Origin of the sequence: Idiomarina sp. (genome assembly GCF_048265525.1) — a bacterium.
GTDB lineage: Bacteria > Pseudomonadota > Gammaproteobacteria > Enterobacterales > Alteromonadaceae > Idiomarina.
The window spans coordinates 1-26,919 of sequence record NZ_JBLXBI010000003.1; the positions used below are offsets into that span (position 1 = coordinate 1).

Sequence of the window (26,919 nt, forward strand, 5' to 3'; positions counted from 1 at the left end):
CCCATGCGAGAGTAGGTCACCGCCAGACTATTAATAAAACAGCCCTTCGCTTATGCGAGGGGCTTTTTTTATGTCTGCCCGGTAGCCCCGGATGTGAACGTCAGGTGTGATGTGGATGTACGCCACCTGCTCCGGTAAAGTCACTGAATACTCCGCCTCGGCGCGTTTATCCCCGACCACCTCACCTGATGCAGAGCATCAGGCTACTACATTCTATTAATTAGATGTTAATCTACTAATAATACGTATTTTCATTCTATAAATATGAACTAATATAAAACTCAGGCGAATCAGGAAAACTTTATGTGGAAAAACACATCAGATAAATACGGTTTGACAGCAGTATTAATTCACTGGCTGTCGGCCTTAATAATATTTGGTTTATTTGCTTTAGGCTGGTGGATGCTAACCCTAACCTACTACGACGAGTGGTATCGTCTGGGTCCCTGGTGGCATAAATCGTTTGGCATTACCTTACTTATCGTAACGGTTTTACGAGTGCTCTGGACTTTAATCAATACTAAGCCTAAACCTTTAGGTAGCAAGTTTGAACGGTTAGGAGCGAAAGCGGGTCACTTTTTACTTTATTTGCTGCTATTCACAGTAATGGTCAGCGGTTTTTTGATTTCAACAGCAGACGGCAGTTCTATCAGCGTATTTGACTGGTTTTCGGTACCAGCAGTAATAACTGATTTACCAAAGCAGGAAGATATTGCTGGTGACGTGCATTGGTATTCAGCGTTGTCTTTAGTGATTCTGGCTGGTGGTCATGGGCTGGCGGCGCTGAAACATCACTTTATTAATAAAGACAGTACACTTATTCGAATGTTTGGAAAAACTAAGAGGAAATCATAATGAAAAAGACATTAATAGCAGCCGCTTTAGCGGGCGGTACTTTATTTACATCGGCAGCAATGGCTGAAGACTATAAAATCGATACTGAAGGCCAGCATGCTTTTATTCAGTTTAAGATCAGCCATCTAGGCTACAGCTGGTTATATGGTCGCTTCAACGATTTCGAGGGCTCTTTTAGCTACGACGAGGACGCTCCTGAGAATTCCTCCGTTAACGTGACAATTGATACCTCCAGCGTTGATACTAACCACGCTGAGCGTGATAAGCACTTACGTGGCGACGACTTCTTGAGTGTATCTGATCACCCTACTGCGAAGTTTGAAAGCACTAAATACGTGCCGGATGACGACGATGAAGGCGAAGGTACACTGCATGGCAACTTCACTCTTAATGGCGTGACTAAAGAAATCGCTATCGAAGTTGAGCATATTGGCGCTGGCGAAGATCCATGGGGCGGATTCCGTCGTGGCTTTGAAGGTGAAGTAGACTTAACCTTAGCCGACTATGGAATCGACTATAACCTCGGGCCAGCGGCTAAAGAAGTTCAGTTGACACTGTCCATTGAAGGCGTACGTCAATAACCGACAGCATCAACTGCATTAGAGTTAGTGAGCTAGCGCTTCTTTGTAAGCGTTAGCCGCTAGCTGACTATCACCAAGAGCGTGGTAGGCGTTGCCCAATAAACGATAAACGTGACTGCTCGGTTCAATTTCTGCTAACTTTTTCAAAGCACGTTGGGCTAACGAAAAGTCCTGATTATCCATAGCTATTTGTGCAAGAGCATAAAGGTAATCTCTATTTTCCGGATCTTGTTTCAATTGAGCTTGAACAAATTCCAGCAACTTCTCCGATTTTGCATTAAATAAATGCAAAGAGTTAACGGCAGCCGGTTGCAGCTCCCCTCTTTTTAATCCTTTTAAAACCACTCTGGCAGAGACTTCATAATCACCTAAATGCTTTAACGCGGCGGCATAACTTAACCTGATGGTTGCGTCGCTACGTTGTTTACTGGGTAGGCTGCGCCACTCGTTGTACAGTATCTCGTTACTTCTGCGACCCTCAGCAACAAAGCGTTCAAAATAGACTTGATATTCAAGACGGTCAAATTCCGCTGGAGCAAGGTCGGTTACACGACGCAACTCCGGTAATAAATCTTTCAGTTGCTGCCAATTTCCGGACGCTTTAAAGACCCGGTAAGCTAACTTAAGTACATTTGCAGAGGGTGGCTTAGCTTCCAGTAAGCTTCGCATCTCTTTATCCGCTTCTGCCGGGTCTTTTTTTACCAACTGTTCAATGGAAACAAGCTGAAGTAGCGTATCTGCATTATCATAAAATGCCCCTGCTTCATCGTGCCAATAAGTTGCCTTTCCGGCGTCTTTATTGAGGCAAGCGGCAACCGCAGTTAACGCGGCAATGTTGTTGTCAGGAGACTTTTTGTAGGCCTTAGACAGGCTCTCAGTCGCTTTTTCGGGATTGTCATCGAGCAGCTCGCGTATGCCCTGCTGGAAAATGTTCTGAGCTTTACGCTCGCTTCGATTTGCCAACCACTTCCGGCCCTGGCGGGTTTTGCTAAGTAGCCGGCGCAGTAATGACACCACAACACTGAGTACGGCAATTGCCACAATAGTAACGACAAGCAGGCCGACTACGGTCGTCTCAATCGCTACTCCGGCAAACTGAACTAAAACATAGCCCGCGTTACCCGACGCGAGTGGTCCAATAATAGCCCCCAATATAATGATGACAACCAGAGCGATGATCCATTTCATGAGGCATCTCCCTGCTCAATAGCCTGAGCGATGAAATCCAGAGATTCGAGCTGCTCTATGCTCTGTTGTTCGAAGTCCTCCTGACTCAGCGACTGAATACGCGAAATAATATCCTGAGAGGCTGCTCCATAGCCTTTTAGCTGCGCAATTAGCTCAGATAACTGTTCCAGGTAGCGCTGCCACAATTCATCATTATTTTTTACAGCTGCTTGTTGAGCCAGAGTAAATAGTAGTTGGATGCGTTCGTTTATTGCAGTGCGTTGGGTTCTACTCAGTAGAGGTTCAGGATCGCTGTCCACGGGTTGAATGCGAATAAAATTATCAAGGAATGACTGCCAGTTAGCACTCAGGTTCGTTTGCCAGTCATTAACATCGCCACTGACATTCTGAGTATTGGAACTTAAGCGCTGTTGATTACTGTTTACTTCGTCGGGCAGGTCAGACACACGTTGTTGCAGACCCACGAGTTGCAGCGCCAGGTCAGTATTGTCTGCTTTAACTGCTGCGTTCACTCGTTCAATATCGCCCGCCAGCTTCTCGCGGGTACGAATTGCATTACGGCTGTCGATACCCGACAGCTGCTGGTCGGCTAACTTCAAAAGTTGCAGCGCCGCTTTGTAGTCGTCCTGGCTCCACATCATTCGTGCAGCCGCGGATAAGGTCTGTTTTATTTCCAGTAGACGCCAGTAAGCCGCTTTTTCGGCAGGCGTTTTGCGCATGTCATCGCGCACATCCTCAATACTCTGACGCAAACTGGTTAACTCGCGCTCTAGCTGCTGATCGGTGTTACTCAACTTATCCAGCTCGCGAGCCTGAACAGTGCTTTGTAATTGTTGCTCTAAATTAGCAATTGAACGTTCTAGCTGATTAAAGCGCGTTTCAACCGGATCTTCCTGCGGCTGTTCACTAACCTGTTCAGAGTCTGTCTTAAATAAACCAGGGAAACGCGTATAGCCCCAGTATGCGGCGGCGACAATAGCGATTAAAACAATAAGCCAGACTAAGCGTTTGAAGAAACGCCCGCTACTTTTCTCCGCGGTTATGGTTTCTTCTTCTGTGCTCTTCTCGCTACTTTGTTCATTATTCTGAACTTCTTCGTTCTCAACTTTATTCTCTTCAGTCATGAGTTTTTCCATCCGCTATTAGCGCATTCATTAATATGGCGTCCGCTGCACTGCCTGTCACTTTGATATTGTCTGATTGTCCGAAAGGAATCAAACCTTTCAGGCGATGACTGGGAACTATCCACTGACAGCTATCCAGCCAGCTTTGGGCAGAATTTGGCATAGACGACAAAAAGTATCCCAGTTGTTCAGCGCTGGTAACAACAATAGTACCAACTGAGCTTATCCACTGCTGAATCAGTTCAGGGTCGTTCAATGTGAGTTGTTTTCGGCGATACACTTCCCAGTAATCGACAGAAGCTCCGCGAGCTCGTATGGCATCCGCTAATAATTCACGGCCGCCTTCTCCGCGAATGATCAACCAGTTCTGTTGCTGCAGCTTTTGTAATTCCGACAACTCCAGCAACCCTTCCGACTGATGTATGAAGGTCGGGCAACTAACCGCTGTGTTTAAATGTCTGCACGCAAAAGAAGCGGTTCCCGGACCTACTGCATAATATTTAGAAGGAACCCCGCTAAAACCAGCCTGGGAGGCATAATGAGCTGCATTTTTACTGACAATAACAATGCCATCCCAATGCTTTTGTTTAATCTGGGTCAGCTGCTCTTTATTCACAGGTAAAGGCTCTATTTCAATAAAACTGTGAACAAAGCATTCTCTGCCAGTTTCGCGCAGCTGTTGGGTAAAGTCGTCCGGACTATTCCCCGGACGCAGCAGTAAAACTGCTTTACGAGTGACTGGATTCACTGTCATAGACTGCGCTCAGAATTTCGGCTGCACCTTGTTTAAGTAACCGTTCAGCAAGCTCTGAACCTAACTCTTCAGCTTTAGACGCCGGGCCGCGCACTTCATCACGAAGCACTTTGCCGCCGTCAGGCTCACCAACCAGGCCGCGTAAATAGACTTCATCACCTTCCAGCTCGGCATAAGCACCAATAGGTACCTGACAGCCGCCATCCAGCCCGCGGTTCATTGCGCGCTCAGCTAACACTCGGGTACGAGTTTCCTGACATTGCAGCGGTGCAAGTAAGGTTTTCATTTCGTCGTCATCGCTGCGGCACTCAATACCCAGTGCGCCTTGTCCATTAGCCGGTAATGACTGCTCCACCGGAATAAAGGAGGTAATGCGGTCGCCCAGCTCCAGTCGAATGAGACCCGATGCCGCCAGGATAATGGCATCAAATTCACCTTCATCCAGTTTGCGTAAACGTGTTTGAACGTTGCCGCGTAAATCTTTTATGACTAAATGTGGAAACTGCTCTTTTACCTGGCAGCGGCGACGTAAACTACAGGTTCCGACTACTGCGCCCTCCGGCAGCTCATTAAGGTTTTTGTAGTTATTGGATACAAAAGCATCGCGCGGATCTTCGCGTTCGCAAATGGTATGAAGCTCCAGCCCCGGTGGGAACTCAACCGGTAAGTCTTTCATGCTGTGCACGGCAATATCTGCACGGCCTTCCAGCATCGCCACTTCCAGTTCTTTTACGAACAAACCTTTACCGCCAATTTTTGCCAGCGGGGTATCCAGAATGACATCGCCCTTGGTAGACATGGGAACCAGCTCTACCGATAGGCCCGGATGCAGCTCCTCAAGGCGTTGTTGAATGTGTTCAGCCTGCCATAAAGCCAGCTTGCTTTTGCGTGTTGCAATTCTAACGCTTTGGGTCATTCGTTTTCCTTTACGACGATTAATGACTTTTTAGGTATCTGGTGCGATGATAGGCATCATAGAAACCCAAACGGAATACCTATAGTTTAGCGATGTTTAGTCGAATTGTAATCAAGACGCTGGTGCTATCAGCCATTTTAATGACTTTAGTCGGTTGTGGTCAGAAAGGACCACTGACGCCTGAGCCTATGCCAGAGCAAAATACACCTGCAGAGCCGCCGGCGGAAGACACCAAATGAGCGAATTAATTGACTATAAAAATGGCCAGTTTCATATCGAAAACTGCGACGTCGAGAGTCTTATTGAGCGTTTTAGTTCGCCTTTGTATGTTTATTCCAAAGGTCAGATGCTAAAAAACTGGCGTGAGTTTCAGCAATATTGGCCCGCACCTCATAAGCTGTGTTATGCAGTAAAAGCCAATAGCAATTTAGCTATTTTGCAGTTACTGGCCGAGCATGGCGCTGGTTTCGATATTGTCTCTGGTGGCGAGCTTCAGCGTGTACTCATGGCTGGCGGTAAAGCCGAAGATGTGGTCTTTTCCGGTGTGGCGAAGTCAAAAGACGAAATCATTATGGCGCTGGAAGCGGGCATTGGCTGCTTTAACGTAGAGTCTGAGGCGGAGCTTGAGCGTATTCAGGACATTGCTGCGGCCATGGACAAACAGGCCCCGGTGTCGTTACGAGTGAACCCCGACGTTGATGCCAAAACGCATCCGTACATTGCCACAGGCATGAAAGCCAATAAGTTTGGCATTAGCATGTCACTGGCCAAGCCGGTTTTTCTGAAAGCGCATAGCCTGCCTAATATTAATTTAATTGGTGCGGACTGCCATATTGGCTCACAAATAATGACAGCTGAGCCTTTCCTCGATGCCGCGCAGCGCATGTTTAACCTGGTTTCGGAGCTGGAAAAAGACGGTATCCAGCTGACACATCTGGATTTAGGTGGCGGTTTTGGTGTGGCTTATCAGCCGGAAGAGCCGTTGGATAAGTCCTTTTATTTAAAGGAACTGGTTAAGTTAGCCGAGAATTACCCGCGAATTACTTTGGTACTGGAACCCGGTCGTGCTATTACCGCAGACGCCGGTGTTTTGCTGACCACAGTGGAATATATTAAACCCTCGGAAAATAAGAACTTTGTGTTGGTTGATGCCGGCATGAACGACTTATTACGTCCGTCTTTGTACCAGGCTTGGCACGATATTTTACCCGCGCACGAAAATAAGCGCGGCGGCGACCAGTTGAATGATATTGTCGGCCCGGTGTGTGAAACCGGTGACTTTTTCGGACACGCACGGCACTTAAATGTGCAACAGGGCGACATACTGGCTATTAAACATGCCGGTGCCTATGGTTTTACTATGGCGTCTAACTATAACAGCCGTGGCCGGCCGTCCGAGGTTTTGGTCTCTGGTGATAATGCTACACTGATCCGCGAACGTGAAAGCTTTAACGATCTCGTCCGGGGCGAGCACTTGTTACACCAGGAAGGCAAATAAAAATGTTATTACATTTTTCAAAAATGCACGGGCTCGGCAACGACTTTATGGTGGTGGATAACGTCACTCAGAATTTATATGTGAACCCAGACCAAATACGTCGCTGGGCAGACCGGCACACAGGTATTGGTTTTGATCAGATGCTGTTAGTTGAGCCGCCCTACGACCCTGATCTGGATTTTCACTACCGCATTTTTAATGCCGATGGCAGCGAAGTTGCTCAATGTGGTAACGGTGCCCGCTGCTTTGCGAAGTTTGTAAAAGCTAAAAACTTAAGCAATAAGAATCACCTTAAAGTCAGTACCAAGGCCGGAAAAATGGTTCTGCACTTAGAGAAAGACGGTCAGGTGACGGTGGATATGGGCGAACCCTTATTCGAACCGGCGGCGGTGCCTTTTAAAGCGCAAAAAGCAGAACAGACTTACGTTTTAAGAGTAAAAGAAGAAACGGTTCTTTGTGGTGTTCTGGGTCTGGGCAATCCGCATTGTGTTATTGCCGTGGATAACGTCGATACTGCGCCCGTGGAAACTCTGGGAGCTGCCCTTGCAGCGCATGAACGCTTTCCGGAAAGCGTGAATGTAGGTTTTATGCAGAAAGTATCGGCTGATGAAATTAAACTGCGCGTGTTTGAGCGTGGCGTAGGTGAAACCATGGCGTGTGGTAGTGGCGCCTGTGCGGCAGCTGTAGCCGGTATTCAGCAAGGTTTATTAAACGAGCGAGTAAAAGTCAGTTTGCCCGGCGGGGACTTAATTATCCGTTGGCAGCAGGGGCAGCCTGTAAAAATGACCGGCCCCGCAGAATTAGTTTACGATGGACAAATGGTGTTATGAGTAGCGAATCGAAAATGATTGCAAATGAACGTTTAGACGACAGCCTGATAAGAGAATACTTACAAGAGAACCCTGATTTTTTCACGAGAAACGATGACTTACTGGCTCAGTTACAGTTTCAACACAGTGAAAAAGGCGCCGTCTCGTTAATTGAACGGCAGCAGCAAAAGCTGCGTTTGCGCGTACAGCAGCTGGAAGAAGAAATTACCGAGCTGATGATAAACGCGCGCCGCAATGAAGCTATTTTCTCGGCTTACAGCAACTTATACGTGAGTCTGTTGCGCTGTCAGAGCCTGAGTCAGGTTCTGGATGAACTGCAAAAAACCTTCGAGAATGAGCTGGAAATGCCGGCCTTGTCGTTGAAGTTTTTCGACAGCCCGGTCGATTTAGGCGAGCAGTACAGCTTTGCTTCCGACACTCACAAGAAGCTACTAAGCAAACGTTTCAATGAAAGTTCTATTTATCTCGGTCGCTTAACGGAGCAAGAGCATAAGCTGTTGTTTCAGGACGAAGAAATAGCCTCAGTGGCACTGCTGTTGTTGGGCGACAACGGTGAGCTGGGGATGCTGGCGGTTGGTAATACTAACGCCAGTCACTTTGAGCCGGCCATGGACAAGTTACTGATCAATCAGCTACAGGCCTTGCTCAGCGCATTGTTACCGGGGCTACTGCAAAACCATGAAGCTGCATGACTGGCAGCAAAAATGGATGCAACAACTGCAGGGAGAGCGTGGCTTAGCGGAGCTAACGCTAAAGAACTACCAGCGCCTTATTGCCGCTGATCTCACTGCTCTTGAACTGCAAAAAATAACGGAACCTAAAGCGCTGCGTATCCCTGTTATTGAACGGCTTTTAGTTGGCTGGCGGCGCAATGGGTTGGGTGAACGCAGTATCGCTTTAAAACTATCGGCATGGCGCACTTTCTGTCAGTTCATGGTGGAATCTAACGCTATGGATGATAACCCGGCCATGTCAGTATCGGCACCTAAAATTCCCAAGCGATTACCTAAAAACCTCGATGTGGACAGTATCTCTCATTTGCTGGATTTACCCACAGATGATGACCTAGCGATTCGCGATGCCGCCATGATGGAGCTGCTCTATGCCAGTGGTATTCGTCTGGCGGAGCTGGTGAGTCTTGATCTGGACCACATTGACCACCGTATGATGCAATTACGGGTGACCGGTAAAGGCAGCAAAACGCGTATTGTGCCCTTTGGTCGTTGTGCTGAAAAAGCCTTAAAAAAATGGTTGTCAGTGCGTCAGGCCTGGTTAAATCAAAAGCCTGAGCTGGCTCTTTTTGTGAGCAAAAGGCTACAACGTATTAGTCCCCGTACTGTGCAGCAGCGGCTGAATTACTGGGGTAAACAACAAGGTGTGGTTGGCGACTTGCATCCGCATAAGTTACGACATTCGTTTGCCTCTCATATGCTGGAATCCAGTGGTGATTTGCGCGCTGTACAGGAAATGCTTGGACACGCCAACTTATCCACAACTCAGGTTTATACTCATCTGGACTTTAAACGTTTAGCCAGTGTTTATGACAGCGCCCATCCGCGCGCCCGGAAAAAATCGACTTAACTTTATCAAATAAGAGTAACGCGTTATGCAGTTCCACCGCCGCTGGCATTTACCCAAAGTTATCAGTTTTGATTTAGACGACACGCTTTATGACAATGTACCGGTTATGCAGCGTACGGAAGAAGTTGCGCATAGCTATATTGCAGAGCAATACCCACAAACTGCTGAGTGGGATATGCATCACTGGCGCCGCTTCCGTGATGAAGTCAGCCGTACCGACGAAACTCTTGCCAGCGATATGACCAAACTTCGCCTGAAAACCCTGGAATTGGGGTTAGAGAAATTCGGTGTTGATAATTCGGCGCGGGCAGCGAACACCATTATGGATGTGTTTTTGTCTGAGCGTAGTAATTTTGAAGTGCCACAAGACAGTATAAAATTACTGGATGCCCTGTCGCAGCGTTACAAATTAATTGCGCTGAGTAATGGCAATGTTAATGCGGATAAAATTGGTCTGGCTAAGTACTTCGAGCTGGTGATTCAGCCCGGAGACGGCATTCGCGGTAAACCCCTGCCCGATATGTTTGACGCAGCCCAGCGAAAACTGCCCGAATTGCAACCGCATGAGTTCTTACATGTGGGAGATCATCCATATTCCGATATTCTCGGCGCGCAGCGTCATGGCTGGCAGTCAGCCTGGCTAACCTCTGGGCTGGGAACCACTGCGCACTTATCGGTGTTGCCAACCGTTACTTTGCATAACCTGAATCAGCTACAACGGCTTTTATTGGATTAAAGCCGGCGAACAACTACTGGTTGCTTATACAGTGATGCACTATTACACTGACGGCATAACGTAATACAGTTCTTAATAATGATTTAGGTGACCGCTAATGAGTACACACCCGCTTCTGGCAGATTTAAACGAACGACAGCAGCAGGCCGTATCTGCAACCGACGGTCATATGCTGGTTCTGGCCGGAGCCGGTAGTGGTAAAACCCGTGTGTTGGTGCATCGCATTGCCTGGCTTATTCAGGAACGGCAGTATTCGCCCTTTAGCATTCTGGCCGTTACCTTTACCAATAAGGCGGCTGCCGAAATGCGCGGACGGGTTGAGCAACTGGTGGGCAGTTCGGTGCGTGGTATGTGGATTGGTACCTTCCATGGTCTGGCACATCGCTTGTTGCGCGCGCATTATATGGACGTCGGGCTGCCGCAAAACTTTCAGATAATTGACAGTGATGACCAGCAACGGTTAATTAAACGTTTAATTAAAAGCTTAAACCTGGATGACAAACGCTGGCCGGCAAAGCAGGCGCAGTGGTATATCAACGGTAAAAAAGACGAAGGTTTGCGTCCGCAGCATATCGAAACCTACGACCCTACAGAGCAAACCTTAAAAGAAATCTACACTCTGTATCAGGAGAGCTGTGACCGCGCCGGGTTAGTGGATTTTGCCGAACTTCTGCTGCGCGCGCACGAGTTACTGCGTAATAACCGCATTGTCCGCGAGCACTATCAGAACCGTTTTCGCCATATTCTAGTTGACGAGTTTCAGGACACCAACTCCATTCAATACGCCTGGATCCGTTTATTAGCGGGGACCCGGAATAGCGTGACCATTGTTGGTGACGATGACCAGTCCATTTATGGCTGGCGCGGTGCTAAAGTCGAGAATATTCATCAGTTCTTATCGGATTTTGAAGGCTCTGAGACTATCCGTCTGGAGCAAAATTATCGCTCTACCAGCACCATTTTGCGCGCCGCAAACTCAGTTATTTCCAATAACTCCGGGCGTCTGGGTAAAGACTTATGGACCGACGGTAACGACGGCGAGCCGATAAGCCTGTATGCCGGCTTCAATGAAATGGACGAAGCCCGTTATATTGTGGCGCGAATTGAAGAATGGCGTGATCAGGGCGGTTCGCTGCAAGACTCCGCCATTTTATACCGAAGTAACGCACAATCGCGAATTTTAGAGGAAGCCTTATTGCATGCGCGCGTTCCGTATCGTATTTATGGCGGCTTGCGCTTTTTCGACCGTCAGGAAATAAAAGACGCTCTGGCCTACCTGCGAATTTTGGGTAATCGCGACGATGACGCCGCTATCGAGCGGGTGATCAATACGCCGACGCGGGGCATTGGTAACCGGACTATGGATATGATCCGCCAGGCTGCCCGAGAACGTGAAGAGTCTTTATGGCAGGCGGCAAAATATATGGTCAACGAAAAGCAACTGGCCGGGCGGGCGCGTAACGCAGTGTGTTCGTTTCTGGATTTTATCGGGAACTTAGACGACGAAACCGAAGAGTTTTCATTAGGTCGCCTGAGTGACGAAGTCATTAAGAAAAGCGGCTTGATGGCCATGTACGAGGCCGAAAAAGGCGAAAAAGCGGAAACCCGGGTCGAAAACTTAAAAGAACTGGTGACTGCCTGCGAAAACTTCACTCTGGATGACGCCGAAGAGGACATGACACCGTTAAATGCTTTTCTGGCACACGCCTCACTTGAAGCAGGTGAAGAACAGGCCGATGAATATCAGGACGCCGTACAGCTCATGACACTGCACAGCGCCAAAGGTCTGGAATTTCCGTTGGTGTTTATGACGGGCGTAGAAGAAGGCCTGTTCCCGTCTCAGCAGTCCATGGATGAACCCGGAAGGCTGGAAGAAGAACGCCGTCTTTGCTACGTCGGTATGACCCGTGCAATGGAGAAGTTAGTGCTTACTTATGCTGAGCAGCGCCGTATTTACGGTCAGGAGTTGTTTCATAAAGTCAGTCGCTTTATCAGTGAAATACCGGCGGATACTCTGCATGAAGTGCGGCTGCAAACTAAAGTTGAAAAGCCTAACAGTTACGGTCGCTTCAACAATGCTGCCAGCCACGAAAGCTTTGAGCAAACCGGTTATTCATTAGGCCAGCGGGTACGTCATCCGAAGTTTGGCGAGGGTACGGTGCTGAATTATGAAGGCACCGGGCCGCAATCCAGAATTCAGATTAACTTCGACAATGTCGGCAGCAAGTGGCTGGTTGTTGCTTATGCAAGACTGGATCCGGTTTTCTAAAGTGTAAAGAGGTGATCAAAAACCGCATTCTTCGACTACCCTTAAGGTACATACATACAATGTCGGAGGCATTTTATGAAACGCTCTGCAAATGCACAGTGGAAAGGTAGTATAAAAGAAGGTTCAGGCGTTGTTTCAACGCAAAGTGGTGTTTTAGACAGTACCCAATACTCATTTAAGAGCCGCTTTGAAGAAGGCAAAGGCACCAACCCGGAAGAACTTCTGGGTGCGGCGCACGCAGGCTGTTATGCCATGGCGTTTTCGTTAATGCTGGGTGAATCTGGCTATGAGCCGGACAGTATTGATGCTAAAGCCGAAGTGTCGTTAGAAGAAGATGGTGATGGCTTCAGTATCGCTAAAATTCATCTGAAGGTGAAAGCCAGTATTCCGGATATTGACGAAGACAAATTCCAGAAACTGGCTGAAAAAGCGAAAGAAGGCTGTCCTGTCAGCAAAGTGCTGAAGGCTGAAATATCAATGGATGCCAGCCTCAGCTGAAGCTAACTTCTTCTTCGCTTTACGATCACGCTGGCGCTGTATAATAGAATCGAAACTGTACAGTGCCAGCGCACTCCAGATAATAATGAAAGTGACCAGCTTACTTTCTTCTAAAGGCTCACCGTAAACCACTACCGCCAAAGCAAACATTAATGTTGGAGCTATATACTGGAAAAAACCCAGTGTGGCATAACGCAGGCGCTGTGCCGCTGCGGTAAAACACAGTAGTGGAATGGTTGTGACCAGCCCGGCGGCAACGAGTAACAGGTTTAACGTCCACGGATTAGCGGTTAAATCACTACTGGCTGATTCGGCAAACACAAATAGATAAATAAGCATTACCGGGAATAGAATCGCGGTTTCCAGCCAAAGTCCGCTAATAGAATCGACCGGCAGGCGTTTGCGAATGGCGCCGTAAATGGCAAAACTAGACGCTAAAGCCAGAGCCACCCAGGGTACCGAGCCAAAGGTAATAATCTGGATGGTAACGCCCACCACGGCCATACCAATGGCAACTAATTGCAGGCGACGCATACGTTCGGCAAAAAACACCATTCCGATAGCCACATTCAATAGTGGGTTAATGTAGTAGCCGAGGCTGGCATCTAACATATGGTTACTGTTGACGGCCCAAATAAATAAAAACCAGTTACCACCCAGCAGACAGGTTGCCAAGGTTAAGCGTAGTACTAATTTGCGGCTTTTCAGAATAGGGCGAATGCGATCCAGTCGCTTCATGGCAACGATCAGCACAAACACCATCAAAAATGCCCAGATAATTCGATGGGAGAGTATTTCTAGTGCAGGTACTTGTTTCACCAGCTTGAAATAAACCGGTGCTATGCCCCAAAAAGTATAGGCAGCAAGTGCGAAAAAAACGCCTTGCCGCGCCCGAACGGCGTCATCGGACATGTCGATAGAATCCTTTTTTATCAGCGTTAGCCGACCAGATAAGTCCCGGTTCCGAACGCTATGTGCGTGCCTTCTTCGTTGTGCAACTCCATCCGTGCCACCGCTACTTTATTACCTGAGCGGATAATGGTTGCGCTGGCTATGAACTCGGTACCGCGTCCCGGACGAAGGTAATCAACCCGAAGGTCAATAGTACCACAACGGCTAAGACGCTCCATTAAATAAGCTTCAGTAGGAGACTCCAGCCTGTCGACCATGCCGGCTATAGCGACCAGTCCCCCGGCGGTATCCAGCGCCGTAGCGGTAACCCCACCATGCAGCATACGCTGTGGCACATTACCCATAAGTTGTTCCTGCCATTTAAATCGAATTTCACCACGCGCAGGGTTAAACTCCGTAATTTCCAGGCCAAGCAGTGCCTGGAACGGAACCTGAGTGTTCATAAACTCGGAAACTTTTGTCAGTATTGTTTGTGTATTCATTTTCGGCATGGTGATTAGCGGACAGGACGCTTACAATAAGAGCATGTTACTCGGGAAGTCAATATAACCATGCACAGCAGTACCGCCGAAAAAGCACAATTTGATCCGCTTAAGCAGCAGCTTGAATCTACCTTTGGCTATCATCAGTTTCGTGATGGCCAGCAGGATATTATGCAGGCCGCTATGCAGGGGCGTGACTCTCTGGTGCTGATGCCAACCGGCGGCGGTAAGTCGCTGTGCTACCAGTTGCCTGCTATTTGTGGTGATGGACTGACTCTGGTTATTTCACCACTGCTGTCGTTAATGCAGGATCAGGTCGAGGCACTTAAAGCTCTGGATATTTCAGCGGCGACGCTGCATTCCGGGGTGTCATCGCAGGAATCGATGGCAACATTTCAGGGCTTGCAGAACGGTGACATTAAACTCTTGTATGTGAGTCCTGAACGAGTTTTGCAGCCGTCTTTTATTGAACGCTTACAGTCATTAAAGCTCAACTTTATTGCGGTGGACGAAGCGCACTGTATTAGTCAGTGGGGGCACGACTTCCGGCCTGAATACGGCAAACTCGGAGTACTGCGTAATTACCTGCCCAATGTCCCTTTTATGGCATTAACGGCAACCGCAGACTCTGCCACCCAGCACGATATTATTGAACGACTGTGTCTGCGCGAACCTCTGGTGCATCGCAGCTCATTCGACCGCCCCAATATTCGTTACGTGGTGCAGGAAAAGTATAAGCCGTTGAAGCAGGTTCGTGACTACGTTAAAAAGCAAAAAGGCGCCGCCGGAATTATTTACTGCGGCAGTCGCAAAAAAACTGAAGAGCTGTCGGAAAGTCTGCAGCAAGCCGGGGTGCGCGCTGCACCCTACCATGCCGGTATTGAGCACCAGATAAAGGAAAGTACCCTGCGCCAGTTTCTGCGTGACGACATAGATGTTGTTGTTGCGACGGTGGCCTTTGGTATGGGTATTAATAAGCCCAACATTCGTTTTGTTATTCATTTTGATATTCCCCGCAGCGTTGAATCTTACTATCAGGAAACCGGGCGTGCCGGGCGCGATGGCCTTCCAGCAGAGGCCGTCATGCTTTATGACCCGCGTGACGCGCAGTGGATACGGCGAATGATAGAAGATCAGGAGAATGAGCAACGGCGTCTGGTCGAGGCGCAAAAGTTCTCAGCAATGCAGGCCATGGCAGAAGCGCAGACCTGCCGTCGACTGGTGGTGTTGAATTATTTTAATGAATACTCGGATAAAGAGTGTGGAAACTGTGATTTGTGTCTGGACCCGCCCCAGCGCTACGACGGTCTGGAGGACGCTCAAAAAGCATTGAGCTGTGTGTACCGTGTAGGTCAGCAGTTTGGTATTAATCATGTGGTGGAGGTTTTGCGTGGTTCAAAAGCTCAGCGTGTTATTGAGTTGGGACACGACCAGTTGAGCACTTACGGCTTAGGTAAAGCGGAAACGCAGGAACACTGGTTCTCGGTATTACGACAGCTGATTCACAGGGGGCTTATTCTGCAGGACATTCGACGCTTTGCGGCGTTGCAGCTTACCGATGCCGCGCGTCCAGTTTTAAAAGGCGAAGTTCCGCTGGAACTGGCTAAGCCGCGAATAGAATTAACCGCAACCAAAACCCGAATTACTGACCGGGGTGACTATAATAAAATATTGTTCCGCCGTTTACGCAAGTTGCGTAAAGACATTGCTGACCGTGATCAAGTGCCGCCTTTTGTGGTGTTCAGTGACGCAGCGCTGGTTGAAATGTGTGTGCACTATCCCACAACAGCCAAAGATATGTTAGAAATCAATGGTGTTGGAGAAGTTAAACTGGCACGTTATGGCAATGAGTTTATGCAGGCCGTGGAAGCTTTCTTGTCCGGAGCCAGCGAGCGACAATTATTTAACGGGTAAAGAATAGCAATGGAAGACAACATCATTACGCTAAAAAGTACACCACCGGAAGCTGAGCATGAGCTTTGGGTGACCGAGCTTTGTGAGCGTATTGGTGCTACTGTCCGCGAAAAAGAATGGGCTGCCGATCAGTTTTGCTGGCGCTTGAGTATTAACCAGCGGCACTGGCTGCTGTTCTATTCGGAAATTTGTGATGCCGTCTGGTTACAAGCTTTGGAAGAAACCGAAGCTACAGTAGAAGCACGCCTGGCGGAGTATGGTTATGTTTAACTATTGGTTTGCCACACTACTGTTAGCGTTAACCCTGATACCACCGGCTTTTGCTCAAGACCCTCTGACCGTTTCCCCGCAAAGCTCGCGCTTAATGCTGAATGAACACTTCAATTACCGGGTGGTCAACGCCGATCTGCAAGTTGAGAGCATTGCTATTGATGAACCGCAGCGGTGGTTAAGCTCTGAGCAGTTGCAGGACCATAACTACGCCGGCGAACGACCCAATGTCTGGGGCGTGGTTCCCTTGTTTAATCGCAGTAACGCGCCGCTTACTCTTCACCTGCATTTCAGCGATCCTTACCTGGAGCAAGTTGGGGTTTATTTACTGGATAAAAATGGGCTGATAGAAAGCAGTAACATTAGTCGATTTTCCACCCCGTTATTACAGCGAAATTATTTGTCTCATGAGCAAATTCTGCCCGTAACCTTACCAGCCAACAAAATTGTCTGGTTGGCGGTGTCGGTGCAGCAATGGCCCGAACAAATGCCGTCTATAGGTCTGTGGCAGCCAGGCGACTTACAGCTGCGCCTGCAGCAGCAACAAACAGCTTTGGGGGTCAACGCCGGTATTCTTATTCTGTTGGCTTTAGCAGCGGCTGTTTCAGCGCGGTTGTTCGGTAGCCGTCTGTTAATTTCCTTTGGCGGCCTGACATTAACCTTTACTCTTTCACTGCTATCACACAGTGGCATCTGGATTACCTATTTTACGCCATACTCACCGGACATTGCTGCGGAGCTGAAGGTGTATATCAGCCAGCTCCTGATCCTGGCTCTTAGTTGGTTTATATGGGAGTGGTCGCGTTTTCGCTTCAAATTCTCCCGGTTCAACCGTATTGGTTTTGCGGTAATGATGGCGTCAATTGCGCTGACAATTTTGCTGCCGTGGCTACCGGAGCCCTGGCGGTTGGCTTCTGTATCCTGGCAAATTAATGCGCTATTGCTCTGGGGCGGAGTCGTTATTGGCCGTAGCCTGCAGAAACAACCTGTGGCGGGTCATAAATGGCAAACGGTATTGATGGTTCTGACCATTATATCCGCCTGGCTGCTGGTTTCACCGCGCTATAACCCAATATGGGAAGGGCTTTCCGGGTTATTGTTGTACAGCGGCCTGACTTTAGTCACAACTATGTTTTTGCTGGCGCTTGAGCGCTACCGATTTAGTCGTCTGGTGCAGCGTATTAGCAATTTAAAACGTAACCGCAAAATTTTAAGGCGGCGTTTATGGCGTATTTTAAAACGAACCGGAGAAGGTTGGTTCAGAGTTAACCCCGACGGCAGTATTAAACAGGTTAACCGGCAAATGATAAAAATTCTGGCGGCTCATTCTCTAAAACAAATTCAGATGCATTGGCCAAAAGGTTTTAGCATTGAAGGGCAGCGCCAACTGGTTTCTATTGAGCGGCTTGATGGTCGTAAAGTGTGGCTCGATATTGAATTATTTCCTGACAATACCGGGCGTATGGCCGATGTAACAAAACGTATGGAAGCAGAAGTTCATCTTAACTTTCTGGCGCATCACGATGCCGTAACGGGTCTGTTAAATGTGCGTGAGTTTCGACGCCTGCTGCAATCTCGCCTGGATAGAAAAAAGACAACCAGCGTCACCATTATTCGTCTTAATGGTTTGCAGGTTATTGCGGATCAAGCCGGTGCTGACGGTCGTGATCAGGCCATACTGCAGCTGACTCTATCGTTGCAGCAAAAAGCACCTAAAAGCGCACGTGTCGCACGCATAAGTGAAGCAGAAATTGCGTTGCTGACGAACGAAGATGAACAAGCGGCGTTTGCCCAGGCACATCGTTTACTGCAAGTTTGCAGAGAGTTTCGCTTTAGTAGTGAAAAACGTATTTTTCAGCTGACAGGTCACGCCGGTATTGCTTACAGTCTTGGTGAAAGCCTGGCCGCCAGCACCATCATGCGCCAGGCTCGGGAAGCCGTACAGCTGGCAATGCAGCAGGGTGACTATCGAGTTCACTCGCACAGCGAGGCCGATCAGAAACGTTTAATTGGGCAAGCCGAAGAAGAGTGGGAAGCGCGGCTGAAGAAGGCACTGCGGGAAGAAAACTGGCAGTTGTTTGCGCAACCACTGGTCAGTGCCGCAAAAAGTGAAGATAAGCATTGCTTCGAGTTACTGTTGCGACTGCCGGGTAACGAAAGCGACGAGGCTATTGCTCCTCAGCAGTTTTTACGAGCCGCTCTGAGTGCAGGCGTTATGGGTAAAGCTGACCGCTGGTTGGTCAGGGAAGTTATTGAGCATTTTAATGAACAGCCCTTTGAAGCTAATCGCACCTGGCGCTGCCATATTAATTTGTCCGCGCAAAGCCTAGAAGATGTCGACTTTATTCGCTTTATAGAGCAAAGCCTGAAGCATTCTATATTACAGCCGGAGCAGTTGGTCTTTGAGGTGGCAGAGCCTGATGCCGACAAGTACTTTGATGAAACTTACCGTCTGTTCAGAGAGCTTAGGGATTTAGGCATAGGTACCGCTTTAGATCAGTTTGGTACTGGTTTCAATTCGTTCCGGCTTATGCGGCAGTTACCGTTAACGCAAATTAAAGTTAATAGGTTTTGGGTGCAGGACATGCTGGTAGATGCGGTTGATGCGGAACTGGTCGCCAGCTGTGTGCGCATTGCTAAGGTTCTTGATATTGAGGTATGTGCAGTAGGCGTGGAAAGTGATGAAGCGCGTATTAAGCTCACTCAGCTGGGCGTAGACTATATCCAGGGGTTTGTCTGTGGGCACCCAGTAGAGTGGCAACGTCAGGAAAAACAGGGCGGCTAATCGCCGCCCCTCATCCAGTGCTTAAGTTTAAGCAGCACTTTCCTTACTTTTGGAACGATCTTCCAGCAGGTCTTTAGTTGAGCTGCCAATGTTGATACGTTTCGGCTTCATGGCTTCAGGAATATTCTTCACCAAGCCGACCGTTAACAGACCGTTCTTTAAGGCTGCGCCGGTGACTTCAATGTGCTCAGCCAGGCTGAACTTACGTTCGAAGGCACGGTTTGCAATGCCGCGGTGCAGATATTCGCGTTTTTCGTTTTCTTCGGCTTTTTTGCCGGTCACACGAAGCACGCCGTTCTCTACTTCAATTTCCAGATCATCCTCTTCAAAACCTGCAACCGCCAGTGTAACGGCGTACTGGTTTTCTGCTACCAGTTCAATGTTGTAGGGAGGATATCCGGTTGCACCAGTATCTGAGCGTAGTGCCGAATCCAGCAAAGATGCCATGCGGTCAAAACCTACACTGCTACGATATAGAGGGCTTAAGTCGATAGTTGCCATAGTCATTCTCCTTTGAAGCAATAACTTTAAAATGTTTAATTAAGTGACACACCATGTGTCGGTTAAGGCGGCTCTCTCAGAGACACCAGCCTTAACTTCTATATGTGTACTGCTCAATTTGGTTTCAAGAGTCGGGTTGCAAAATTTTCATTGGACTCTGCTTCAAGGCACTCTATTATCGGGGCTAAGCAATACTTTATTTATTTGTGAAAAGGACTCTCAGGATGGCCGAAGAGCCAGAAAAAACGTGGCAATGGGTGACAGTCGATGACTATGAAAAACCTGCCGTGCCCACCACGATAAAGATAAAAAAGTGGTGGAAAAAATTTGTTCGCTGGATAACACCAGAACAAGAACAGGAAGGTGAGGAAGAGCAATCGCAAGTACTGGAACTGAGTTTTGATACTGCTGCAGAGACCCTGGATGATTGCTTTTCTGACTGGTTAAATGACGATGACGATAGCAGCTTACGCTGGATTATTGCGCCACCTCACTCTGGTGTTGAGGAAGCGGTGCAAAAGTGGGCTGAGAAGCATAGTCTAGCGGAAGTGAGCCTGCCCGACAGAGAGTTACTTTGCGACCCTGATGATTCTCCTATGCCGGATTTTTCTCCTAAGTCCGATGATAATAAGCCCTGGATAATGCCTCAGTTAGCACACAGTTTTCTGCGCCAGACGAACGGTTTGCGCTGGGTGCGGGAATTCTTCGCTCAGGTACTGTCCGGTGAAGCGGGTAAAGGCGTTATTGTTTGTGACAGCTGGGCCTGGGCTTTTCTGGAAAAAGTCTGGCCGGTGCCGGTAAATCAGTTATGGACATTGCAGGGGCTGGATCAAAACGCCCTTGAGCGGCTTGGATTAGCTCGCGGAGATGGTCGTTTACGGGCTTTAGCCGCATTAAGCCGGGGTAATGCTGGTGTCGCTGCGGCCTATTCTGACCGTTATCAACGTGGCAGCGAAAAGACCTTTGACACACCGGCGCTACCCTCGGAGATAAATGATGCCACTGCTTTTGTCTGTTATGCCCTGTTGCTTCACCGGGGCATGAGTAAAACGCAGTTAGTGCAGGTATTGCCGATAGTTTCAGGCAGCCAGCTTGAAATTCAGTTACAGGTGCTTAAACAACGTGGCTTGATTGAGCTAGAGCAAGAGCTTTGGTATGTCACTGCTCGCGGCTATCCTGTTGTCAGGGATTTGCTCATGTCCCGTGGTTTTTGGTTAGACCGGTTTTAACGCTGCGGGCTTAGGAGAAAGTAATGGAGACAGGTTCAGTAAAAGACGTTGCCGGGCTATTCAAGTCGCTGGACGGCTTTGCTATTTTTGAAATTGCTGTGATTTTTGCCCTGGCACTGACCGTTGTTTGGCTCACTCAGCGCGTTTTACCCTGGGTAGCGGCGCATTTGCACGGCAAAAGGCGGTTATACATTCTGGCAATGGTGCCAATGATCCGCATAGTGGTTCTGGTTATTGCGCTGGTTATGATTATTCCGCGTATTATTGAGCCCACTTTGCAAAATATGGTGGCGACACTGGGTGCCGCCGGGCTGGCTATTGGTTTTGCGTTAAAAGATTATGTCAGCAGCTTAATTGCCGGCGTGGTAGCTATTCATGAAATGCCCTACCGTCCGGGTGACTGGATAGAAGTGGATGGCTGCTATGGCGAAGTCACCCATATTGGCATGCGTACAGTTGAGCTGGTTACCAATGATGACACCGTTATTTGGGTACCACACTTAAAGCTCTGGGATAACTTAATCCATAATGCCAACAACGGTGGTCCCAGCTTAATGTGCATTGCTGAGTTTTATACTCAGCCGGAAGCCGACGCCTATCAAATTCGCGACGCGCTGGAAGAAGTAGCGCTGACCAGCCCTTATCTGCAACTGGGTAAGCCAATAGCGGTTACTGCAGCAGAACAACCCTGGGGCACAAAGTATCGCTTAAAAGCCTACCCGATAGACCCCAGACAGCAGTTTCAATTTATTACCGACATGACCGCCCGGGGCAAAAAGCGGCTAATGGAGCTGGACGTACGCTTCGCCAAGGTTGAGTCGGACGAAGCGTACCAGCTAAACGAATAAGTTGTTGATTACTTGTATCTGCAACTCATAATTAACTCCAATTATAGGTATAGTATGTTGTTTTTTGTTTGTTTTTTATCCAACTGTATTGAGTTATAACTTGCTTCCTGTATTGTTCGCCCCTTAAATATTTTGGGGTGGGGAAATATGGTGCAGACAAGCGAGCGGGCTAAATTTCAAGGTATAAATAATGACACAATATTTGTTGTCACCTTCGATAACGACACCCGGGTTCGGGACGCTAAACCTGCTTTTCAATCCCTTGTAAAAGAAACCAATGATGAACTCAAGCATCGCACCCGCACCAATATCGTCGGTGAGGTTCCTAAGGCAGTGTTGGATGAAATAGACAATGCCGTGCGTAATGAGAGCCCGTGGCGTGGTGTCTTACCTATAAGAGTAGCCGAAGGAAGAACAGCCTGGTTTGAAGTTTTTGTCCGGGGAACTTACCGCAGAGGCAAAGTAACCGGGGCTCAATGGTTAATGACTTATGCGCCAAATGCGCTTGCTTCCAAAGCTGAAAAAATATACCAGTCTGGTAGTTTAAACCGACGGGTATCCATGCAGACGGTGCTTGGAGCTATAGCAGGTTTAATCTTAATTTTTGCTTCAGCAATGATTAACTGGTGGGCGGTAATACCGACAGGACTCGCCTTTCTAATAACCTATTATTTGCTGAGCCCCGGACGTAAATATGCGGAACAGTTGAATGCTCTGGAGGGTGAACATGCTCCAATTCAACAGCGTATATACGCCGATAGCTCTACTCTGGGCGCATTGCTGTATGAGTTAATGCTGAAAGACAGTGCGATGACTGCTGTAATATCACGGCTAGACAATGGTACAGAAGCGCTGGCCGAAACGTTAAGCAGCACAAGGCAGCGTTCTGAGCATACTCTGGATATGTCGCAACAAGCGGTTGCCGCTATCGAGCAAGTTGCGACTGCAATGGAAGAAATGTCAATGACAGTGGCTGATATAGCCACCAATGCAAGTGAATCGTCCAGCTCTGCAGAAGATGCCCGAAATACGGTGAATCATGCGGCAGAGTTCATTTCAAATACATCGGACAAGATGAGTTATTTAGTAAAACAAGTTTCGGCCAGCGCAAATACTACCGAAGATCTCGTTGAGCGCTCAGAAATGGTTCGTACGGTTAGTCAGCAAATTGATTCAATTGCAGAACAAACAAACTTGCTGGCACTAAATGCTGCGATTGAGGCTGCCCGTGCGGGTGAGTCAGGTCGCGGGTTCTCTGTTGTTGCAGATGAAGTAAGGAATTTATCGAAGCGCACTCAGCAAGCCGTTGACGAAATTGATGAAACCATTACCGGAATGGCTGGGGCGATTGAAAAATGGGATCGACAGATGGCCGAGCAGCGGGAACTGGCGGAAGAGTGCGGTGAACTTGGTCAGCAGTCGAAGAATGAAATGGTTTCAATTCAAGATGCGATCACTGATATCAGTGACCGCATGACTCAAATTGCGACGGCTGCAGAAGAGCACAGTCAGGCCGTCGGTGAAGTTCGTAATGGCATAAACCAGGTTAACGATACCTCAAAAGAGACACACGAAGTCGCTATTGCTAATGCAGAGGACGTTCAGAGTGTCTCCAGGCGAGTTACCGAGTTCCGCTCGCTGGTTGCCGCCTTTGAAGACGACGACGATTAAGCTTCTTCCGCTAAAAAGCCACCAGACTGGTGGCGCCACAATTTGGCGTAGAGTCCATCCTGAGCAAGCAGCTGTTCGTGGCTGCCCTGCTCAATAATCTCCCCCTGATCCATCACTACCAGCTTGTCCATAGCTGCAATAGTGGATAAGCGGTGGGCAATAGCAATAACCGTTTTGCCCTGCATGAGCTTATACAGGTTTTCCTGAATGGCGTTTTCTACTTCCGAATCCAGCGCTGAGGTTGCTTCGTCCAGAATCAGAATGGGTGCATCTTTTAGCATGACTCGGGCAATAGCAATTCGCTGGCGTTGACCACCTGAGAGTTTCACGCCGCGCTCGCCGACATGGGCATCCAGACCCGTACGACCTTTGCTGTCGCTTAAGTCCGCAATAAACTCCTCGCAATGCGCCTGTCGTATTGCCTTCATTAAGTCCTCTTCACTGGCATCGGGGCGCCCGTACAAAATATTGTCGCGTACTGAGCGGTGCAGCAAAGAGGTGTCCTGAGTCACCATGCCAATGTTCGCGCGCAAACTGTCCTGCTGCACTTTATGAATGGGCTTATCATCAATACGAACTTCGCCGTCCTCGACGTCGTAGAAACGTAACAACAAATTCACCAGCGTGGATTTACCTGCACCTGAGCGTCCGACAATACCGACTTTTTCACCCGGTTTAATGTGCAGATTAAAGTCATCCATAACGCCATGACCTTTGCCATAATGGAAGCGAACATGGTCAAAATTAATGTCGCCGGAAGTCACGTTTAAAGCGGGCGCATTGGGTTCATCGATAATGCGCTGTGGCACCGCAATAGAGCCAATACCGTCCTGAACGGTACCAATGCTTTCAAACAGCGTCGACATTTGCCACATGACCATTTGCGACATACCAAACAAGCGCAGAACCAGACCAATAACGACAGCAACAGCGCCTAAAGTCACAGCATTATCCATCCACAGCACAATGGCGGTGGCGGCAGAGCCGAACAACAGTGCGCAGTTTATAAAGTAGAGAAAGCCGTAAAGCTGGGTAACCAGGCGCATTTGCTTATGCACCGTCCCCAAAAAGGTGTCCATACCCTCGTGCGCAAACTCGGCCTCGCGCAGCGAGTGTGAAAACAACTTAACGGTTTGAATGTTGGTATAGGAGTCGACAATGCGTCCGGTCATATTAGAGCGGGCATCGGCCTGTTCAGCTGATATTTTACCCAGTTTAGGCACAAAGAAGCGTAACAACAGGGCGTACAGAATAAGCCAGCAAGCCAGCGGCAGCATCATTCGCCAGTCGGCACTACCAATAATGACAAACATCCCCAGGAAGTAGACAGCGACGTAGTTCACGACCTCAATAAAGGTCATGATGCACTGCCGCAGTGCGAGCGAGGTTTGCATTAATTTGGTGGCAACCCGGCCGGCAAACTCGTCCTGATAGTAACTCATGGACTGTTTCATCAGGTAGCGGTGCCCCAGCCAGCGAATGCGCATGGGGAAGTTACCCAGCAACGTCTGGTGGGTTAGCATAGAATGAAACCAGACCAGTAAGGGAAGACCGATTAAAACCATCGTGCTCATTCCAAGCAATGGCCAGAACTGATCGTTTAATAAGGTTTCTTTGTCCTGTGCTGACAGCCAGTCAACAATTTGCCCTAAAAAGCCAAATAACCAGACTTCGGCAATGGCAATAGCGGCCATAAGCAGCGCGGTTACCGCAATAAAAGGGGTCGCCCCTTTGGTAAAGTGCCAGCAGAATGCAAAAAATCCGGTAGGAGCCTGAGTCGGTTCCTCCGTAGGAAAAGGGTTTAATCGGCGCTCAAACCAGGAAAACATTGCTTCACTCCTTGAGATACATCAAGCTAAAGCATATCAGGTTCACCGCCGTTCATCTTGTAAAAAACGGACACATGAACAATAATGATAACTATTAACAATAAATGAGGTTTTTATGAAACTTTTGTCCATGACGGTCGCAGGCGCAGCACTGCTTTTTAACGTAGCGGCAATGGCCGACGACGATGATCAGCAATACCAACATTTTAAACCAGAGCCCGCCGAGAATCTGGAACAGGCTATTATGAACCTGAACGAGTATAACGCGAAACTGCAGGAAATCGTGAATGGCGATTTAACTGCACAGGACATGGCTAAAGTTCATGAACTGACCTACACACTGGAAGTGGCGCTGGCGCGTTTAAGCAAAGAGCTGGATATTGCAGCGAATTCGCTGGAAGAAGTTCATCTGGGTTCTGAACAAATGAATAAACAGCGCGTTAAAGGCTTTGGTAAAAGCTACTTAGACACGCTGAACCATGTGTTGGGCGAGCATCGCAAACACCACAAGGGCGACCGAAAAAAGCAGCATTAATAACTTAGAGTGTTTCCAAAAACGCCTTAAAGTGTCGTAGCCAAAAGTTTTGTGGTTGCGACATGGCGTTTCTTCCAATTGAAATTTCGCAAATAGCTTGGTCGTTTATTTCAGCTCTTGGCAGTGGTAATAATACGACCCCAGTATTGCTGGCGTAATCTGTTATTTTTTCACTGAGTTCATTGGCTTTTAAAGCAAAATGCAGATGAAACATGGCCACTTGCGGTGTTTCTGGGTTAACTCGTACATCACTCAATGTGTTAAGTGCTTCGCCAAGTGCGCGGGCGTAATTTACGGCTTCCGGCATAATTGGCAGGTTTTCCTTTAGGCCGTGACGAGCCGACAGTACTTGCGGATATTGCGTAATAATATTGCCACCGGCGCGGCGAACCCATATTTTGGCTTGCTCAATAAAGCCCTCTGAGCCAGCAAGTATCGCTCCTGAAATGCTGCCTAAATCTTTATAAAAGCTGACATAAACCGAGTCAAATAACTCACAGACCTCGGGTAGTGAACAGTCATAAGCGCTCGGCACCTGCCATAGGCGCGCGCCGTCCAGATGCATCGCAATATTGTGTTGTCGGGCCCACTCTGACTGCATGACTAAGTCGTCCCAATTGGGCAGTTGTCCGCCAATTTCGCGCATGGGCAATTCCAGTAGTACGCTCGCTAAATCATCCGTTTGCACCGACTTGAGGTCGTTAAGCGTTATGGGTTTATCGGCAAAACCCGTGGTGGTGCCATTGAGCTTCCATAAAGCTTCAAAGCCCATTTGTTCGTGCAGCATTAGATGTGAGGTTGGGTGCAATGCGACGCCGTTGCGTTGGCGCTCATCGGCATGCACGCGCAAAGCCAGGGGCTGTGCCAGAGTACCGGTTGGCAAAAACAACGCTGCGGGTTTGCCTAATAACTCCGCCACTTCGTCTTCAAAGTCATTAATAAGCGAGCCGCTGCCATAAACGTCTCTTTTCTCATTCGGTTGTAGTTGCTCCGCAAGCAGCTTCAGTTCGTCGGCCATTGAGTTCTGCGGTTGCCGCAAAAGCGACGCGCTGGCCTGTTCAACGGCGTGTTGGTAAGCCTTTTTGGTTTTTTCACTAATTGAGACTGACATGC

General features: G+C 48.5%; 26 protein-coding genes. 17 read left to right on the plus strand and 9 right to left on the minus strand.

Annotated features, from left to right (window positions below):
* Positions 1-303 precede the first annotated feature (303 nt).
* Both ACN0TF_RS07645 and ACN0TF_RS07650 read left to right on the plus strand, forming a co-directional pair.
* A complete protein-coding gene (locus ACN0TF_RS07645; protein WP_417441438.1) occupies positions 304-855 on the plus strand; it encodes a cytochrome b in 552 nt (183 codons plus the stop codon).
* Positions 855-1,436, plus strand: a complete 582-nt coding sequence (locus tag ACN0TF_RS07650; RefSeq protein ID WP_417441439.1) for a YceI family protein — start codon at positions 855-857, stop codon at positions 1,434-1,436. Before ACN0TF_RS07645 ends, ACN0TF_RS07650 begins: the two co-directional genes overlap by 1 nt.
* Positions 1,437-1,460: 24 nt before the next feature.
* On the opposite strand, the gene ACN0TF_RS07655 is transcribed toward ACN0TF_RS07650, so the two are convergent.
* Genes ACN0TF_RS07655 through hemC form a run of 4 tightly spaced genes read right to left on the minus strand, consistent with a single transcriptional unit; the run spans position 1,461 to position 5,418 of the window.
* Entirely contained in the window at positions 1,461-2,624 is a 1,164-nt protein-coding gene (locus ACN0TF_RS07655) for a heme biosynthesis HemY N-terminal domain-containing protein (protein ID WP_417441440.1), read from the minus strand.
* The gene (locus ACN0TF_RS07660; RefSeq protein ID WP_417441441.1) at positions 2,621-3,748 is read right to left on the minus strand and encodes a uroporphyrinogen-III C-methyltransferase; all 1,128 of its coding nucleotides are present in this window, start codon (positions 3,746-3,748) and stop codon (positions 2,621-2,623) included. The genes ACN0TF_RS07655 and ACN0TF_RS07660 overlap by 4 nt, the downstream gene beginning before the upstream one ends.
* Positions 3,741-4,502, minus strand: a complete 762-nt coding sequence (locus ACN0TF_RS07665; protein WP_417441442.1) for a uroporphyrinogen-III synthase — start codon at positions 4,500-4,502, stop codon at positions 3,741-3,743. The genes ACN0TF_RS07660 and ACN0TF_RS07665 overlap by 8 nt, the downstream gene beginning before the upstream one ends.
* The gene (gene hemC / locus ACN0TF_RS07670) at positions 4,477-5,418 is read right to left on the minus strand and encodes a hydroxymethylbilane synthase (RefSeq protein WP_417441443.1); all 942 of its coding nucleotides are present in this window, start codon (positions 5,416-5,418) and stop codon (positions 4,477-4,479) included. Before hemC ends, ACN0TF_RS07665 begins: the two co-directional genes overlap by 26 nt.
* 92 nt (positions 5,419-5,510) lie before the next feature.
* On the opposite strand from hemC, the gene lptM reads away from it, so the two are divergent.
* The 8 genes from lptM (at position 5,511) to ACN0TF_RS07710 (ending at position 12,830) form a co-directional block, all read left to right on the plus strand.
* Positions 5,511-5,657 (plus strand): LPS translocon maturation chaperone LptM, encoded by a 147-nt coding sequence (gene lptM, locus ACN0TF_RS07675; RefSeq protein ID WP_011235781.1) that lies wholly within the window; start codon positions 5,511-5,513, stop codon positions 5,655-5,657.
* On the plus strand, positions 5,654-6,916 hold the full coding sequence (lysA, locus tag ACN0TF_RS07680) for a diaminopimelate decarboxylase (RefSeq protein ID WP_417441444.1): 1,263 nt from the start codon (positions 5,654-5,656) through the stop codon (positions 6,914-6,916). Before lptM ends, lysA begins: the two co-directional genes overlap by 4 nt.
* Before the next feature lie 2 nt (positions 6,917-6,918).
* Positions 6,919-7,746, plus strand: a complete 828-nt coding sequence (dapF, locus tag ACN0TF_RS07685; protein WP_272989292.1) for a diaminopimelate epimerase — start codon at positions 6,919-6,921, stop codon at positions 7,744-7,746.
* Positions 7,743-8,438 carry a DUF484 family protein gene (locus tag ACN0TF_RS07690; protein ID WP_417441445.1) on the plus strand — a complete coding sequence of 232 codons (696 nt, stop codon included), beginning with the start codon at positions 7,743-7,745 and terminating at the stop codon, positions 8,436-8,438. The genes dapF and ACN0TF_RS07690 overlap by 4 nt, the downstream gene beginning before the upstream one ends.
* A complete protein-coding gene (locus tag ACN0TF_RS07695; protein ID WP_417441446.1) occupies positions 8,425-9,327 on the plus strand; it encodes a tyrosine recombinase XerC in 903 nt (300 codons plus the stop codon). Before ACN0TF_RS07690 ends, ACN0TF_RS07695 begins: the two co-directional genes overlap by 14 nt.
* A 25-nt stretch (positions 9,328-9,352) precedes the next feature.
* Positions 9,353-10,063: an HAD-IA family hydrolase gene (locus ACN0TF_RS07700; RefSeq protein WP_417441447.1), complete on the plus strand. Its 711-nt coding sequence runs from the start codon at positions 9,353-9,355 to the stop codon at positions 10,061-10,063.
* Positions 10,064-10,160: 97 nt separating this feature from the next.
* Complete coding sequence (gene uvrD, locus ACN0TF_RS07705) at positions 10,161-12,332, plus strand: DNA helicase II (RefSeq protein WP_417441448.1); 2,172 nt, start codon at positions 10,161-10,163, stop codon at positions 12,330-12,332.
* 75 nt (positions 12,333-12,407) lie between these two features.
* The gene (locus ACN0TF_RS07710) at positions 12,408-12,830 is read left to right on the plus strand and encodes an OsmC family protein (RefSeq protein ID WP_011235774.1); all 423 of its coding nucleotides are present in this window, start codon (positions 12,408-12,410) and stop codon (positions 12,828-12,830) included.
* Here ACN0TF_RS07710 and rarD read toward each other — a convergent pair.
* Together rarD and ACN0TF_RS07720 are read right to left on the minus strand one after the other, a co-directional pair.
* Positions 12,807-13,742, minus strand: coding sequence for an EamA family transporter RarD (gene rarD / locus ACN0TF_RS07715; RefSeq protein ID WP_417441449.1), 936 nt, complete (start codon positions 13,740-13,742; stop codon positions 12,807-12,809). The two genes, ACN0TF_RS07710 and rarD, sit on opposite strands and share 24 nt — an antisense overlap.
* A 26-nt stretch (positions 13,743-13,768) precedes the next feature.
* The gene (locus ACN0TF_RS07720; RefSeq protein WP_011235772.1) at positions 13,769-14,233 is read right to left on the minus strand and encodes a thioesterase family protein; all 465 of its coding nucleotides are present in this window, start codon (positions 14,231-14,233) and stop codon (positions 13,769-13,771) included.
* Between the two features lie 60 nt (positions 14,234-14,293).
* On the opposite strand from ACN0TF_RS07720, the gene recQ reads away from it, so the two are divergent.
* Genes recQ through ACN0TF_RS07735 form a run of 3 tightly spaced genes read left to right on the plus strand, consistent with a single transcriptional unit; the run spans position 14,294 to position 19,193 of the window.
* The gene (recQ, locus tag ACN0TF_RS07725) at positions 14,294-16,138 is read left to right on the plus strand and encodes a DNA helicase RecQ (RefSeq protein WP_417441450.1); all 1,845 of its coding nucleotides are present in this window, start codon (positions 14,294-14,296) and stop codon (positions 16,136-16,138) included.
* A 9-nt stretch (positions 16,139-16,147) separates the two neighbouring features.
* Positions 16,148-16,408 carry a DUF3630 family protein gene (locus ACN0TF_RS07730; RefSeq protein WP_417441451.1) on the plus strand — a complete coding sequence of 87 codons (261 nt, stop codon included), beginning with the start codon at positions 16,148-16,150 and terminating at the stop codon, positions 16,406-16,408.
* Positions 16,401-19,193 carry an EAL domain-containing protein gene (locus ACN0TF_RS07735; protein ID WP_417441452.1) on the plus strand — a complete coding sequence of 931 codons (2,793 nt, stop codon included), beginning with the start codon at positions 16,401-16,403 and terminating at the stop codon, positions 19,191-19,193. Before ACN0TF_RS07730 ends, ACN0TF_RS07735 begins: the two co-directional genes overlap by 8 nt.
* A 27-nt stretch (positions 19,194-19,220) precedes the next feature.
* On the opposite strand, the gene ACN0TF_RS07740 is transcribed toward ACN0TF_RS07735, so the two are convergent.
* Entirely contained in the window at positions 19,221-19,694 is a 474-nt protein-coding gene (locus tag ACN0TF_RS07740; protein WP_417441453.1) for an Hsp20 family protein, read from the minus strand.
* Between the two features lie 224 nt (positions 19,695-19,918).
* On the opposite strand from ACN0TF_RS07740, the gene ACN0TF_RS07745 reads away from it, so the two are divergent.
* The 3 genes from ACN0TF_RS07745 to ACN0TF_RS07755 all read left to right on the plus strand — a co-directional run bounded on the left by ACN0TF_RS07745 (position 19,919) and on the right by ACN0TF_RS07755 (position 23,442).
* Positions 19,919-20,923: a hypothetical protein gene (locus ACN0TF_RS07745; RefSeq protein WP_417441454.1), complete on the plus strand. Its 1,005-nt coding sequence runs from the start codon at positions 19,919-19,921 to the stop codon at positions 20,921-20,923.
* A 23-nt stretch (positions 20,924-20,946) separates the two neighbouring features.
* Positions 20,947-21,771 carry a mechanosensitive ion channel family protein gene (locus tag ACN0TF_RS07750; protein WP_417441455.1) on the plus strand — a complete coding sequence of 275 codons (825 nt, stop codon included), beginning with the start codon at positions 20,947-20,949 and terminating at the stop codon, positions 21,769-21,771.
* A gap of 147 nt (positions 21,772-21,918) precedes the next feature.
* Positions 21,919-23,442 carry a methyl-accepting chemotaxis protein gene (locus ACN0TF_RS07755; protein WP_417441456.1) on the plus strand — a complete coding sequence of 508 codons (1,524 nt, stop codon included), beginning with the start codon at positions 21,919-21,921 and terminating at the stop codon, positions 23,440-23,442.
* Here ACN0TF_RS07755 and ACN0TF_RS07760 read toward each other — a convergent pair.
* Positions 23,439-25,271 carry an ABC transporter ATP-binding protein gene (locus ACN0TF_RS07760; protein ID WP_417441457.1) on the minus strand — a complete coding sequence of 611 codons (1,833 nt, stop codon included), beginning with the start codon at positions 25,269-25,271 and terminating at the stop codon, positions 23,439-23,441. The genes ACN0TF_RS07755 and ACN0TF_RS07760 overlap by 4 nt on opposite strands.
* 115 nt (positions 25,272-25,386) lie before the next feature.
* Here ACN0TF_RS07760 and ACN0TF_RS07765 point away from each other — a divergent pair, with 115 nt between their 5' ends.
* Positions 25,387-25,806, plus strand: coding sequence for a DUF6746 family protein (locus tag ACN0TF_RS07765; RefSeq protein ID WP_417441458.1), 420 nt, complete (start codon positions 25,387-25,389; stop codon positions 25,804-25,806).
* Between the two features lie 4 nt (positions 25,807-25,810).
* Here the strand turns inward: ACN0TF_RS07765 and ACN0TF_RS07770 are convergent, their stop codons facing one another.
* Positions 25,811-26,917: a threonine aldolase family protein gene (locus ACN0TF_RS07770; RefSeq protein WP_417441459.1), complete on the minus strand. Its 1,107-nt coding sequence runs from the start codon at positions 26,915-26,917 to the stop codon at positions 25,811-25,813.
* Positions 26,918-26,919: the final 2 nt, after the last annotated feature.